Origin of the sequence: Streptomyces sp. H27-C3 (genome assembly GCF_030063415.1) — a bacterium.
Taxonomy (GTDB): domain Bacteria; phylum Actinomycetota; class Actinomycetes; order Streptomycetales; family Streptomycetaceae; genus Streptomyces.
Map to the genome: position 1 here is coordinate 1 of NZ_JASITA010000079.1, position 13,225 is coordinate 13,225.

A 13,225-nucleotide genomic window follows, 5' to 3' on the forward strand; every position below is an offset into this window, starting at 1 on the left:
CTCAGACATCCCGGCCTCACCTCAGTGAGGTACTGACCTCAGTGAAGTACTGAGAGAGGCAGGACAGGCCAGACAGGGGGGTCATACAGAAAACGCGTGCCCTCTTGTGCCCGGGGCTATGAGGTCCGGGGCACAACCGCGTTCAGGTACTGAGGTCCAGTACCTCATGGACTTCAGTGAGCTCAGTAGAATACTGATCATGGCAATGTCATGGGCGTTCGTGAACTTGAAGCCGGGGGTGGGGAAGTCCACCACCACGGTCTTCCTGGGCCAAGCCTTCTACGAAATGGGCTTGAAGCCCCTCCTGGTCGATGCCGACTCCGGTCGGTCCTCGCTCGCTGCGTACAACCGCGCGGGCGGTCTGAACTGGCCTGTCATCGGCATGGATGAGCCAGACCTCCACCGCAAGATCCCGGACATCGACCAGGGAGTCGATGTCGTCCTCATCGACGTCCCCCAGCTCGAAGACCATGCCCGGATCGCCCGGGGCGCGATGCGCTACGCGGAGACCTGGATTCTGCCCGTTGCGCCCAGCCACTACGAGGTGGACCGGATGTTCGAGCCTCCTCGGGGTGCCCCGGACGACAGTGACCGTTCCCTCCTGAAGGAACTCCTTGCCGAGGTCCAGGACATGAGGAACGTGCCGGCGGACGTCGCGGTTCTGCTCAACAGGACCAACAGGTCCAAGCGCACGAAGTCAGGCCCGGACGCCGAGGTCCGTGGTGTCTTGGAGCGTGAGGGGTTCGACGTCCTGGAGACTCTGATCCCGTACAACGACGACAAGTTCCGCCAGGCGATGATCCCGAAGACGCCTGGCACCAATGCGCGGAAGCTGGCCCAGGAGCTGCTGGCCCGCAGGACGGAGAAGCTGGGATGAGCGCGGCAGGCCGGGGCTATGACCGGACAGTGAAGCGGGCCGAGACGAGCCAGGCCGCGGTGGCGCCCGTGGTCGCCAGGACGACCCCGATCCGTATCACGGTGGACGTCAGGCCGACGTTGCACCGCAGGCTCAAACGATGGTGCAACGGCACCGCACTTGAGCGGGACCTCTCCTCTGTCGAGCTGTCGGCGGTGTTCCGCATCCTCGCGGATGAGCTCCTGGAGGACGAGAAGCTCGCGGAGAAGGTGGCCAAGAGGCTCGCGGCGAAGGACGGCAAGCTGTAACTGTCGCCTGTCACACGTAAAACAGGGGCGGGGGTTTCCGCTGGTAGACCGTGTGACAGCACGCGACACGCGACAGGTCATGTGACTGGGCCCCACCCTTATGAGGGTGGGGCCCAGTGCTGTTCGGGGCTCTACTGGTCGCCGTAGTCGAGCGGGTTGAACTGCACGCCCAGGACGTCCTGGAGCTCAGCTTCGTGGAAGTACACGTCCAGGCCCTCGATGAACACGCCCCGCATCGCCTCTTCGTCGCCGTCCATGAACGCCTGGAGGAGGTCTTCCATGTGACCCTCGGACAGCCACTCGCCCAGGTTCACTTTCCGCTCGCGGACGTCGTCACTGACCCGGATCGTGGCGTGAAGGACGACTCCGCCCGAGGGCTTACCGACACCCGAGGGCCGCTGGATACTCCAGTTCTCCCCGTCGCTGTTCAGCTCCATGTTGTCGTCGCTCGCGGACTTCAAGAACCGCTCGCGCCGGCCTTCGGGAACCAGAGCCTCGCGGTTGGCCCGGTTGAGCGCTTCGTTGCTGTCGGCCCTCGGGGTGGACTTGCCCTCGGCCCAAGCCTTGAGCGTCTTGGAGCTTCGGCCCACGGACTTGGCGGCCTCGGTCACCGATCCGCCGAACCGCTTGATGAGCTGAGCGGCCCGGACCGACGCGGCCCGGTCCTCCGACTTGGCGGACCGCTTCGCCAGGGCCTTGAACATGGCGTCCTTGACCGATCCCATCAGCGGTTACCTCCTCGTCGTGCGGCGCGGGCGGCACGGTCGGCCTTGCGGGCCTCCATGCGCTCCTTCTGAAGAGTGGCCTTCTCCTTCGCGGCCTTCTGCTCTGCCTCGTACTCCTTCTGGGGCTGGGCCTTGGCCTTGAAGTAGCCAAGCTTGGCCCCGGTGTTGTCGATCCGCAGGCCGAACGGCACGTCGGCTTCGGGGTCCTGGTGGTCGCTGGCGTAGGTGATCTCGTCGGTCTTCACCCGGACCGGGAAGCGCGGCTCGGCCACGGCCTTGGTGATCCCGGCGGCCCGGTAGACCTTCCTGAGGGTGTTGGTCCAGGCAGCATCCCGGACCGCGTGACCCCAGTCCGGGCGCCGGATCACGCCCTGGTCAGCGTTCCTCAGCTTCCCGTGGACCGTGTGGTAGACCTCCTTGAGGACCAGAGCTACAGCCTGGTCGTCGGTGTCCGCCGATGCTCCGAGGCCGAGCAGCTGGTCACGGATGCTGTCGCTGAACGCCCGGAACCCGTCGAATGAGACGGCCTGGGCGATGTACGCGCTCTGGATCTCCGGGGTGATCCCGAGGTCCACATACGCCTGGACGATGTCCGTGGTCACCGTGACGACCTGCCCGGCACGGTGGTTGGGGACCGGCGCCGGAACCAGCGGGTGCGGCCATTCGGGAACGACCATGTCCCAGAAACCGGCCATGGTCCGGTCGAACATCGGGTGATCGACCTTGGCCAGATCATCGCGGGCCACGGTGGCCTGCCGGTACGCGGGCAGGTACGCCTTGTTGGCGTCGTACAGGTTCCGCCACGGCTGGGCGGTCTCCGCGTCGCTCTCCGTGCGGCTCCAGCCGCTGTCGTCCAGGGCCTGCGGCCAGTCGGCCACTGAGCCTTGCCACTTCGGGTGTTGGCGTGCGGTCTCCTCGATCCGGGCCCGGAGCATCGCGATGCCGGTGCCGGCGGCCTTGCCCTCGAAGTCGTGGCCGGTGACCTGAGCGAAGCGGACCAGGCGGTAGGCCAGGGTCAGGACGTCGCTGGTGTCGAGCTCGTTGGCCTTGCGCATGGCCCTGGTTCGGGCCTTGGGGAACGAGTCGGGGCTGAGCCACTGGACGGGTGTGATCCGTACCCAGTCCGCGCGGGCGGGGTGCTGCATGAGGGCGGACTGCCCGACGTACATCCGCTCCTTCTCCTTAGACATGGGCTTGTGCCAGCCCGCGTCGGCCAGGGTCTGGAAAGCCGGGGCCCACGGGTCCTTCTCCAGCATGGAGGGTGCCTCGGGGCCCAGCTTGAAGCCGCGGTGAGCGTCTGTCCCGATGAGGAGCGTCAGCCGGCCGTTGGGCACCATCCGCACGGCCTGGTCCACCAGGGCCGCGAGGCTGGTGGCCGCATCCTCCTCCAGGGTGACCGAGGTGGCGTCGGCCGCGTTGACGAGCTGGCCCCCGGTCACCGCCAGGACGACACCGCCCGTCGCGCTGGCCGGGGCCACGGCGACAGGTCCCGTGGCCTGTGCGGGAACGACCGTCAGCCTGTGAGGTTCAGCCTGTGAGGGCTGTGAGGCTGTGTGGTCAACAGCCTGAATTCCCTGGTCAACAGGGGTGCTGTTGTTGTCCTGTGAGGCTGTGAGCTGTGAGGGAAGCTCCTCCTGGAGGTGCTCCTCCTCCGGTCCCTCCGAGGGCCCGCCGTTCTCCGGCTGGTCCTGGTCGTCATCGTCGTCCGGGGTGTCGTCGTCGGCCTCGGGGAGGGTGAACACGGTGGAGGCCGGGATCAGGACCAGCGGCATCGCCTTCTTGTTGGCGCCGATCCGGACCTTGGTCGTGGCGACCTGCCCGGCCTGGGTGCTCCGCAGGATCGCTCCCTCCTTCAGGAGGAACCCGGGCAGGCTCTTGACCTGGAATCCGGTAAGCCGGATGTCCTTGGTCTGCATGACCAGGGTGTGCAGGTCGGATGCGGTGATGCCGAGGAGCTCCCCGTCCTCCATGTAGTAGAGGGAGGACCCCTCTCCGCCGATGGCCTTCGAGGTTCCATCGAAGGTGTCCTCCCGCAGGCCCTGAGCCTGCGGAGTCTGGCCCGGGACCAGGGACTTGGGCGCGGCCTCCTTCGGGCACCTGATATGCGCGCGCCGTTCCTGGAGGGAGCGACGGAGCACGGACCCGAGGGCCTCGGGGATACCGGTGTCGGCGGTCTGTCGGTCACCGATCATGTCCGCCTGCGCCTTGAGCGACGCGGTGAACTTCGGGATGATCGCGTGCCACAGCGGCTGGACGTCGAGCCCGCACGCGTCCTTGACCATCAGGAGGCCAGCCATCATCTGGTAGGCGGCCTTGAGCACTCCGTCCATACCGTCCGGGGCATCGGCGCCAACGGCCGCACGGGCCACGGGCAGGAACGCATCCTTGGCCCGCTGGTCGCAGTCCTTGACCCAGGCTTCGGCCTTCTCCTTGCCCAGCGCGGCCATGTGCTTGATGACCCGGTCACCGATGGTGCGGATCGGCGCTTCCATACCGGCGCCGTTGTCCGTGTACCAGCGCCAGTCGTTGTCGCCCTTGTGGAACTCCGCGCACACCACGCGCCGGAGCATGGATGCCTGTACGGCGGTGGGAATCTGCTGGGCGGTCAGGATGAGGATGCCCCGGACGTACGGGGACTCCGCGATCCGGTCTGACTTCCGCTCGGAGCGGTCGCGCACGGGGGTGTTGTTGAACTGAGCGCGGGTCATCCGGTCGGACTTCTCCACCGCGTCCTTGACGGCCGCGGCTTCGGAGTTGGACGTCAGCGGCATGTCCTCGATCGCAATGACCCGGTCCTGGACGGAGCGGATCTTCATCTCGATCGCGGTGATGGTGTCGGAGAACGAGGAATCCACGTACGGGGGCCACCCGTTCGTCAGGGTGAGGCAGGACGCGACCCAGAAGGTCAGGGTCTTGCCGGTGTTGTTCCGGCCGTGGGGGATCAGCGAGCCACGGACGGGAACGACCGACCAGGCCAGGGCCCGGACGCCGACCGCGAGACCGAAGGCCGGCCCCCATCCGTGGGTGGCCAGCTCCTTGACCACTTTCTTCTGCGCGGGCAGCGTCGCGGCCTTTGGCAGAGGCAGGGATGCCTTGACGAGTTCCGGCTTGAGATCGACGGTACGGACACCGTCCACGACGTCGTCATTGGCCCGGACGTACACCCAGCGTCCGTCCGGCAGGTCGAACCAGCCGGTGCGCTTGAGCATCCACGTGCTGGGCAGGTCAACGGCCTGTTCCATCACGACGTTCTCAAGCGCGTCGCGGACCTTGCTCCGGCCGGTGCCCTTGGCTCCGGGGATCAGCTCACGCCAGACACGACCGGTCGTCAGGTCGTCCGAGGTGATCGTGGCATCGACGCCGTCCACCTGGATCTCGTACCGGCGCTCCACGCAACGGCCATCGTCGTCCAGGCGGACCAGGTGACGGGTCACCTTCGGGGCCCAGGACAGGAACCGCGTCGGCGGCTTGTCGGGGCCGGCCACGGTGAACAGCCCCGGGCGACGACCGTTGAGGACGTACCGGAGGGACGGGTCACCATCGACCGATCGGCCGAAGAACGACACGCTGCCCTGGCCGCCTCCTGCACCGCCACTCGTTCGGCGGTTCTTTGCCTGGTCAGGGACCTTGGCAGGCCCCTCCTGAACATCACTTTCCTGCTCTACAGCATGTGCCGACTGGGGCACTCGACTCTCCGTATCTGGCAGAGCTCCATTTCCAAGACCTCCGAGGAGGCCTTAGAGTGGTAGGTAGGCGCTCTGCCTTCTTGTGTTGGTAGTGCTGTTTCGTTGAAGAGAGGTCATCTCTCAGGGGTGTGGTAGCCACTGAGGGAAGGACCTCTCTTCTTTTTTGTCCTGTGACCCTAACTCTTTGTGCAGGCTGGGGCGTCGGCCGGTCAACCGATCAGCTCAGGTCCCAGGTGTACGAGAGGTCCCAGAGGTGGACCGGCATGACGTGAACGGTCACCTCTACACACCGGTTCTGGGCAGTTCGCGCCGCGTGTGTCAGTTCGTACACACGTGCATCGCCCGGGACCTTGAGCTGCTGCTGTTCACGCTCGGTCGGTACACGTACCTGAATCGTCTCGGTGACACTCGTCTGCTTGCTGTCGGTCTCGCCCATGCGGCTGATCAGACCACCAGCACCGCTTTCGACCTCGGTGAGGCCGGCCGAGGTCGCAACATCGACAGGCAGGTAGGTGATCGCCACCTGGACCGGGACGTCGTCGGCGTACATCTCGCGTGCACGTGTCGCAACGAGGGTGCCGGTCTCCAGGTCAAGGAGCTTTGCGACTGACTCCGGCGCGGGCTCCTGCCCAGGCTCCGTAGTCCATCGGGGCTGCATCCCGTGCTCCCTGACTTCAGCGTCGAACGCCCCACGGGCGCCCTGAGCCTCTCGGTAGGCAGCGGTGTAACGGGTCGGCACCTGGCGAAGGATCGTTCGGATCGGCTGCACTACGGCCTTCTTTCCCTGACGAATGAGCTGTCCCTCAGCCATGAGGTGACCGATCGCCGTGTTCACGAGGGTGCGGGTGCTTCCGATGAGTTCGGCCAGGGCGGCTTCGGCAGGTAGCGCGGTGCCGGGTTCCTGAGCGTTCACGAATGCGCGCAGTCCCAAGATCGTTTCGGGGAGCGTGGCCTTTCCGCTGGTCATGAGGGTCCTCTTCTGGGTTGACGGAGTCAGTAGCGACTCTCGTTAGATCTTCACACAACGTATCACTTAGCGCCGTGTCTGGCCTGATGGCGCCACCACACTCGCGTCTGTGCCGTCATCACTTGCATTGTGCCACAATTCCTGTAATGGTGGTGACATCAGCCCGACGGAAACGCAAACGGGCCCAGACAGAGATCCCGCTAAGTCCCTCTGTCTGGGCCCTCGATCCCGATGGAGGGACCGTGTCCACAGCGTATGACCTGGGCGTATCGCCCGAAACCCGGCTCACCGCCGAGTCGGCCGATCGTCTCGACCGTCTGTTCCGCCTCCACAACGCCCGTCTCCTGGGCTTTGCAGTCACCCGGACCCGCGACTACGCCACGGCCGAGGACGTCGTCTCGGAGACCTGGGTCCGGGCCGCGCTCTCGATCCACCAGCTCCAGGCCGACAACGAGCGGGCCTACGGCTGGCTCCGCTCGATCACGGTCCGCGCGGCGATCGACCACTACCGGCTGCGCCGTTCTTCCGAGGCCCCGACCGACTTCGGTGACGTCCTCATCGCGGTCCGCCTGGTCCCCGCGACTCCACCGGCCGACATCGACCTGTACGCCCTCGCGGAGCTGACCGCCCCGCAGTCCACCGCGGTGAAGCTCGCCGCTCAGGGCCTGTCCCACCAGCGGATCGCTGACCGGCTGGGCAAGTCCCGCCAGGCCGTACAGCAGAACATCCACCGGGGCGCCCGGCGCCTCCGCTCCCTCCCGCTGGCCGGGTGATCGCCGTGGCTGACGAGGACCTCTCTCGAAAGCTCAAGGAGATCAACGACAACTCGTCCGGCAACAAGTCGGGCAAGAACGGGGGCCAGTCGTGAGCATCCGCCGCGAGACCCGTCACGAGGACTACGACCGCACGCACAGCCTCATGGCCGCTTTGGGTGGCAGCCTCCTGCCCCCGGACCAGGAGACCCCGACGGAGCGGGCCCTCTTCGAATCCGTCGTTGCGCACGCCTTGTACGTCAACGAGTCCGCCAACCCGCCCGCCGGCCGCCGCTACCCGAAGAGGGGTTGACCCATGACCAGCACCCGCAAGCTCGACCAGGCCATCCGCGTCGCAGAGTTCAAGCTGGCCGGAGTCCGCCGCCGGGACCTCTCCGCCCTGCCCGCCAGGGAGCAGGCCAAGATGGCGGGCCACGTCGGCGCGGTCATCGCCAAGGGCGTCAGGGGTCAGCAGCCCTCCCGCCGCGCTGATCGCGGCATCGACCTCATCTGGCAGAACGCCGAGGCCCGTCTCCTCGCGGAGATCAGCGCGGCGCAGAGCGCCAAGCAGCAGGTCATCAACAAGGACGCCAAGGCCAAGACCGACCGCAAGGCCCAGTCGAAGGGCTGGTGGTAGTCATGCCGAGTCACAAGGCGTTGAACCCGCCGAAGCGCCAGTGCCGACAGTGCTGGCTCCACGCCTACGACAGCCGTGCGGTACACCGCCACCTGGCCCCGCGTCAGGACTGCCCCGAGTGCGTGGACCACATGCTCAAGGGCTGCCCCGACCACATGATCGTCAGGTGAGCGGCGTGCGCAAGCTGATCGCAACGCCGGTCGTGGCCGCTCTCGCGTTCGCCGGCCCCCTGGTCCCGCTCGGCACCTTCATCACCTCGATGTTCGGCGTGCTGATCCCGGCCGGGGCCGCCCCCGACGCCGCGTTCTTCTTCTCGCTCCTGGTCGCCGTTGTCGCCTACGCCCTGGTCAAGCTCCCCCTGCCCGGGGCCCGCCGCCCCGCGATCGACGCCTTCATGGAGGCCGCCGACCGCGTCGCGGACTGGGCCGGGTTCGAGTACATCCCCGACCCCAACTGACCTTCCCTCCCCTGGCCGGGGGCGCCTCTCGCCCGCCCCCCGGCCACCCCGAAAGGACCCCCGAAGTGCTCCGCTTCAAGAACATCGTCAAGACCGTCCAGGCCGAAGTCACCCGCGACGGAACCACCCACACCTACGACAAGAACGTCACCAGCCGCATCCCGATGGCCCCGCGGAACTGGGACGTCGTCGGCATCCGCGCGGCGGCCTCGGTCGTCCTGGGCCTCACCGCCGTGGCGGTCGTCTGGTCCACCGTGTCGATCGGCGCGCTCCTCGAAGGGGGCGTCGGGTACGCGGCCGCCGGCCTTTTCGACGCGGCCTGGATCACCTGCATCATCCTCGAAGTCCTCGCCCGCTACGACCGGGACAAGCGCAAGTTCGCCCGGGTGTTGGGCTACATCCTGGTCGCCGCGACCATGGGCGCGATCTTCTGGCACGGCTGGGTTGCGGGCAGCATCCCGCTCGCGGTCGTCGGCGCGGCCGTCTCGGCGGTGGCCAAGGTGCTCTGGCTCGGCGTCCTGAAGTTCATCGACCGCGACTTGGGACCGGCGGACGCGGCCTGGCTCGAAGGGGAGAACAGCAAGGCCGCGCTGATGATGGCCCGCGCTCAGGTGCAGCGGCAGGTTGCCCGCGCCGAGGCCGGAGTCATCGGTGAGCTCCTGGCGATCGAGCACCAGCACCGCGAGATGGCAGAGGCCCTGGGCATGACCCGCGAGGAGTACCAGGAGCTGCGTGTCCGTGCCCTGGGCGCCGGTGACACCGCGCCGGTTGCCGCGATTCCGGTGGGCAAGCCCACTGAGGTCACTGAACTGCCTGAAGGTACTGAGGTCAGTGTCGAGCGTGCCCCCATGGGCAACCACGGGCAGACCTCGGGCAACACGAACACCCAGGTCAACACGGGTGTAGTGCCTGCGATTGCCCTGGTCGTGCCCGCCCCGATCGACCTGGGTAAGACCCAGGCAGACCTGGGTAAGCCTGTCGCCCCGGTGGGCTTGCCCACCCCTCTCGCGGCGTCCGCCGAAATGGGTAAGCCTGCCCGCTCCGCCAACCGGGCATCGGGCAAGCCTTTGGGTAATACCCCTCCCGCCACGATGGCCGCAGCGGTCCGACAGGCCGTTGACGAAGGCGTCCTGGAGACCGATGCCATCGCCGTCCGTGCGAAGGAACTGATGGGGGACTGGGACCTCAAGCCCACCTCGCTCCGCCGGGAGATCTCCCGTCAGCGGCCGGCCATCGAGGCCGCCAAGACTGCCCGCGAGGAAGGCCGCAGGGTCGGCATGTACCTCTGACGCTCCGTCAGTCGGTCGCCGGAAATTATCCACAGGCTCAACGCTCCAGGATCGAACTCACCGGTGAGGTTCCCGCCTCACCGGTGAGTTCACCGGCACTCACCAACCGGGCCCCGATGCCGAATCGGGACCCGGACCGGCCCCTCTGGGGAGCCGGTTGGTGAGGTCCCGTCTGTTGGCTCGACTGATCAAGAGGAACCGAAAAATGTTCAGCCCCTGATGTCACACGCCGAGGCTCCAACACACCTCTATGGGTGATGCACGAAACCGCGACTCGGACCGCCCCGGATAGCAGCCGGGGTGACCCAGGTCACTCGATCCGACTGTCACACCGAAGCCCAGATCCACACCTGTAGCAAGCGAAAGACCCGCCCCAACAGCCCTGATCGGACCTGTCCGGTCTGGGTGATGAGGTCCAACCAGAACGGCCCGGTCACCCCCGATAGCAGCGGGGATGACCGGGCACCGGACCGGGTTCCCGCCCGGTCCACAACTCCCCAGCCAGCCCAGCCAGAGCCACCCAGGAGTCACCCTGATGTTCGCACCGCCCGAGCAGCCCAGCCACAGCAAGGCACCGACCCCAACCGACTGGAAGGCCATAGAGGAAGGCATCACCGACGGAGCGAAAGGCGTCTGGAGGTTCGCGTCCGGCGACACCCTGGACGGAGAGCCCCGCACCGACCGGACCTGGACCCACCGCGGAACCCCGCTCACCACGAAGCGCGCGGACGGCAAGATGCCGCGCGCCCTGGACTACCTCTCGCGCTGGGAGACCCTCGGACTCCGGGCGTTCAGCACGTTCGTGGTCACGGGAACGGGCTACGCGGCCGTTGTAGAGCCGACCGAGACCCTCGTCGCGCTCCAGGTCTCCGGCCTCGCGGCGGCCTGTTCGGCGGCCTCCTGGGCCGGATTCCGGGGCGTTGACGGCATGGTGACGTGGCGCCACCGCAAGGACTGGGTCTGGCCCCTCCACGTGGTCCTGCGCGAGCTCCTGGGCCTGCCCGAGGGAGTCGCCCCGGGCCAGTACCTCAAGGTGCCGCCGGCCTACGCGGACATGGCCGGAGAGGTCGTCACCGTCGAGCTCCCCGGCAACTGGTCCCCGGACCGGGACACCTCCACGATCGCCCAGGCCGTCATCTCCAAGCTCGGCCTCCAGGACGTCAAGGCGTCCGTGAAGCTCTCGGGGAACCGGCACCGGATGACCTTCCGGCAGTCGCCCCGCGCGCCCATGAAGGTCATGTACGCGGACCCCGAGGTCCGCGCGATGGTCGAGAAGGCGAGCGCGAGCGCGCCGTTCCTCGGCCTCTCCCACCGTGGCGTCGCCGTCTCGATCGACCTGGACGACGAGTCGCCGCACGTGATGTTCTCCGCCGCCCCCGGCGGTGGAAAGTCCGTACTGGCAAAGGCATTTGCCGCACAGGTGCTCCACCACGGCGGAATTGCATTCCTGATCGACTTCAAGCGCACGTCCCACAAATGGGCATACGGCCTGCCCAACCTCATGTACATCCGCCACGAAAAGGACGCACACGACCTCCTGATCGCCCTTGCCGCCGAGGGAAACCGGCGCATGGCCATCGCAGAGGAGAATGTCCACCGCGAAATGCGCGGGGAACCCCCGCTCCCGATGGGGCCCCGGATTCTCCTCATCATGGAGGAGGCCAACACCCTCCAGAAGCGGCTTAAGCGGTACTGGGCTAAGAACAAACCGGAAGGAGAGAAGAAGAACGAGTCTCCGGCGGTTGAAGCCTACGGAGAGTTCCTCTTCATGGGGCGCTCTCAGCTCATGCACGCCCTTCTTATCGGCCAGTCCCTCACCGCCCAGACGGTCGGCGGACCGGAAATGCGAGAGGCATTCACCGCCCGAATTCTCGCGCGCTACACCCAGAACGCGTGGCGAATGCTGGTCCCCGAGGTCACCCCGATCCCGAAGGCGTCGCGGCACTCCGGCCGGGTCCAGGTCGTGCTGGCCGGCCAGGCCCATGAGACCCAGGTGGTCTTCATGACCGACGAGGAGGCGCGGGAGCTGGCCCTCTCGGGAACGGTCACCGCGGTGCCTTCCATCGAGGAGCTGAGGGGCTCCGCCGACACACTGAACAACCGACACAGCGGGGGTTCCCACCAGGGGGATCAGGTTGTGTCAGACACACACGGGCGCCCCCTGAGGGTCGTTCCCGACCCTGACCAGGCAGAACCCCAGACCCCCGACGAGAACGCTCCGATCACCCTCGCGCAGGCCGCCAAGACCGTCTGCGCCGGAGTGGCCGGCCCCGGCCAGCCGGGCACCACGACCACCCAAGTTCAGCGCGACCTCACCGCCCTCCGCAACGCCCGAGGTCGAGACAAGCAATTCCCCGACCACAAGGAACTCAAGGGCAGGGACAAACTCTACGACCCCACCGAACTTTCCCGCTGGGCCCGAAACCGCGTGAAGTCCGCAGCCAATCTCAGCGATTCCGAAGAGTCCGGAACCGGCACCGAATAACCCTCCCTGGCGGGGGATTCAACACGAATCCCCCGCCCCAAGGAAAGGCAGTCGCATTCCAATGTGGAACCTCGGAAAAAGGAAAAAGGCAGCCCGGAAAGGCGCCGTTCATTTCGCACGGCGTGTCATTTTCGCGACCGATGCGGCAATCAATTCGGTGGGAATCTGCGGAGAAATCAGCACCCTGGACGTACAGGAAAGGGCACGCGAACTCTTCAATATCGAGTTGACCGTCGATGACGCCAACTGGGCCCTAGTGACCCGCCTCAACCAGCGCGGATACGTTGTTACCCCGGACACCGTAAGGAGCATGGACGCATGAGCCCCGCTGAATTGAAACTGCTCAAATCCGGTGAACTCCCGGCGGAATCCGAGGAATTCACGCCCGAAGAGGAAGAGGACCAGACCCCCAAGACGTTCGGGGACCGCCTCCCCGGGCTGGCCATCAAGGCCGGGGCCACCGCCGCGATCCTCGTCGGCCTCCTGGTCCTCAACATCGTGCTCGGCCTGGCCTACGCGTTCCACCAGCTCCACCTCTTCACCTGGATCGTCCTCGCGGTCTACTGCCTCGTCGGCGGCGCTCTGGTCCGCCTCTTCAAGGAGCGCGAGCACGGTCTCAAGGCCATCACCCTCCAGTGGGCTGGGTACCAGGTGTGGGCCAACGAAGACCTCCCCCAGAAGTGGGAGAAACTCACGGCCGCCGGCCGCAAGCTCCGCGGCTTCGGTCGCACGGTCCCGAAGGGCAAAGCAGCATGAGCCTCCTGGCCCGCCTCATCCGACAGACCAAGTCCTGGCGCTGCACCGCCTGCGACACCTGGAACTCCGACAACGACCGCAAGTGCTTCGTCTGCGATAGCTGACCCCAACTGGAGCTGTCCGGTTCACCGGACAAGATCAGCACCAAGAGCGGCCCCTCTCCGTCTACCACCGGAGAGGGGCCGCTCTTGTGTTGCCCTGATTAAGCCCTCCGGTTTTCTGTATGACCCCCCTGTCTGGCCTGTCCTGCCTCTCTCAGTACTTCACTGAGGTCAGTACCTCACTGAGGTGAGGCCGGGATGTCTGA

Annotated in this window: 14 protein-coding genes; 11 read left to right on the plus strand and 3 right to left on the minus strand. The window is 66.7% G+C overall.

What is annotated here, in order from left to right; translation table 11 throughout:
• Positions 1-199 precede the first annotated feature (199 nt).
• Together QMK30_RS37280 and QMK30_RS37285 are read left to right on the plus strand one after the other, a co-directional pair.
• Positions 200-877 (plus strand): nucleotide-binding protein, encoded by a 678-nt coding sequence (locus tag QMK30_RS37280; RefSeq protein WP_267844279.1) that lies wholly within the window; start codon positions 200-202, stop codon positions 875-877.
• On the plus strand, positions 874-1,164 hold the full coding sequence (locus QMK30_RS37285; protein WP_267829708.1) for a hypothetical protein: 291 nt from the start codon (positions 874-876) through the stop codon (positions 1,162-1,164). Before QMK30_RS37280 ends, QMK30_RS37285 begins: the two co-directional genes overlap by 4 nt.
• 131 nt (positions 1,165-1,295) lie before the next feature.
• On the opposite strand, the gene QMK30_RS37290 is transcribed toward QMK30_RS37285, so the two are convergent.
• From QMK30_RS37290 to QMK30_RS37300, 3 genes are all read right to left on the minus strand, one after another.
• Entirely contained in the window at positions 1,296-1,889 is a 594-nt protein-coding gene (locus tag QMK30_RS37290) for a hypothetical protein (protein WP_267829709.1), read from the minus strand.
• Positions 1,889-5,455: a hypothetical protein gene (locus tag QMK30_RS37295; RefSeq protein WP_267829710.1), complete on the minus strand. Its 3,567-nt coding sequence runs from the start codon at positions 5,453-5,455 to the stop codon at positions 1,889-1,891. Before QMK30_RS37295 ends, QMK30_RS37290 begins: the two co-directional genes overlap by 1 nt.
• A gap of 337 nt (positions 5,456-5,792) precedes the next feature.
• Complete coding sequence (locus tag QMK30_RS37300; RefSeq protein ID WP_267829711.1) at positions 5,793-6,542, minus strand: UTRA domain-containing protein; 750 nt, start codon at positions 6,540-6,542, stop codon at positions 5,793-5,795.
• Between the two features lie 242 nt (positions 6,543-6,784).
• Here QMK30_RS37300 and QMK30_RS37305 point away from each other — a divergent pair, with 242 nt between their 5' ends.
• The 9 genes from QMK30_RS37305 (at position 6,785) to QMK30_RS37345 (ending at position 12,918) form a co-directional block, all read left to right on the plus strand.
• Positions 6,785-7,315, plus strand: coding sequence for an RNA polymerase sigma factor (locus QMK30_RS37305; protein WP_267829712.1), 531 nt, complete (start codon positions 6,785-6,787; stop codon positions 7,313-7,315).
• A 91-nt stretch (positions 7,316-7,406) separates the two neighbouring features.
• The gene (locus QMK30_RS37310) at positions 7,407-7,607 is read left to right on the plus strand and encodes a hypothetical protein (RefSeq protein WP_267829713.1); all 201 of its coding nucleotides are present in this window, start codon (positions 7,407-7,409) and stop codon (positions 7,605-7,607) included.
• Positions 7,608-7,610: 3 nt separating this feature from the next.
• Entirely contained in the window at positions 7,611-7,931 is a 321-nt protein-coding gene (locus QMK30_RS37315) for a hypothetical protein (RefSeq protein ID WP_267829714.1), read from the plus strand.
• A 2-nt stretch (positions 7,932-7,933) separates the two neighbouring features.
• Positions 7,934-8,101 carry a pRL2-8 gene (locus QMK30_RS37320; protein WP_267829715.1) on the plus strand — a complete coding sequence of 56 codons (168 nt, stop codon included), beginning with the start codon at positions 7,934-7,936 and terminating at the stop codon, positions 8,099-8,101.
• A 5-nt stretch (positions 8,102-8,106) separates the two neighbouring features.
• Positions 8,107-8,388, plus strand: a complete 282-nt coding sequence (locus tag QMK30_RS37325) for a hypothetical protein (RefSeq protein ID WP_267844277.1) — start codon at positions 8,107-8,109, stop codon at positions 8,386-8,388.
• A gap of 65 nt (positions 8,389-8,453) precedes the next feature.
• Entirely contained in the window at positions 8,454-9,677 is a 1,224-nt protein-coding gene (locus QMK30_RS37330) for a hypothetical protein (RefSeq protein WP_267829717.1), read from the plus strand.
• 535 nt (positions 9,678-10,212) lie between these two features.
• A complete protein-coding gene (locus QMK30_RS37335) occupies positions 10,213-12,162 on the plus strand; it encodes a putative type IV secretion/conjugal transfer ATPase (RefSeq protein WP_267829718.1) in 1,950 nt (649 codons plus the stop codon).
• A gap of 157 nt (positions 12,163-12,319) precedes the next feature.
• Positions 12,320-12,484, plus strand: coding sequence for a hypothetical protein (locus QMK30_RS37340; protein ID WP_283522784.1), 165 nt, complete (start codon positions 12,320-12,322; stop codon positions 12,482-12,484).
• On the plus strand, positions 12,481-12,918 hold the full coding sequence (locus QMK30_RS37345; RefSeq protein WP_267829720.1) for a hypothetical protein: 438 nt from the start codon (positions 12,481-12,483) through the stop codon (positions 12,916-12,918). Before QMK30_RS37340 ends, QMK30_RS37345 begins: the two co-directional genes overlap by 4 nt.
• The last annotated feature ends 307 nt before the right edge of the window (positions 12,919-13,225 follow it).

Bases quoted from the DNA above. Each gene is read 5' to 3' on its own strand.
- QMK30_RS37280 (WP_267844279.1), top strand. From the start codon at position 200: ATGGCAATGTCATGGGCGTTCGTGAACTTGAAGCCGGGGGTGGGGAAG.
- QMK30_RS37285 (WP_267829708.1), top strand. From the start codon at position 874: ATGAGCGCGGCAGGCCGGGGCTATGACCGGACAGTGAAGCGGGCCGAG.
- QMK30_RS37290 (WP_267829709.1), bottom strand. From the start codon at position 1,889: ATGGGATCGGTCAAGGACGCCATGTTCAAGGCCCTGGCGAAGCGGTCC.
- QMK30_RS37300 (WP_267829711.1), bottom strand. From the start codon at position 6,542: ATGACCAGCGGAAAGGCCACGCTCCCCGAAACGATCTTGGGACTGCGC.
- QMK30_RS37315 (WP_267829714.1), top strand. From the start codon at position 7,611: ATGACCAGCACCCGCAAGCTCGACCAGGCCATCCGCGTCGCAGAGTTC.
- QMK30_RS37320 (WP_267829715.1), top strand. From the start codon at position 7,934: ATGCCGAGTCACAAGGCGTTGAACCCGCCGAAGCGCCAGTGCCGACAG.
- QMK30_RS37335 (WP_267829718.1), top strand. From the start codon at position 10,213: ATGTTCGCACCGCCCGAGCAGCCCAGCCACAGCAAGGCACCGACCCCA.
- QMK30_RS37345 (WP_267829720.1), top strand. From the start codon at position 12,481: ATGAGCCCCGCTGAATTGAAACTGCTCAAATCCGGTGAACTCCCGGCG.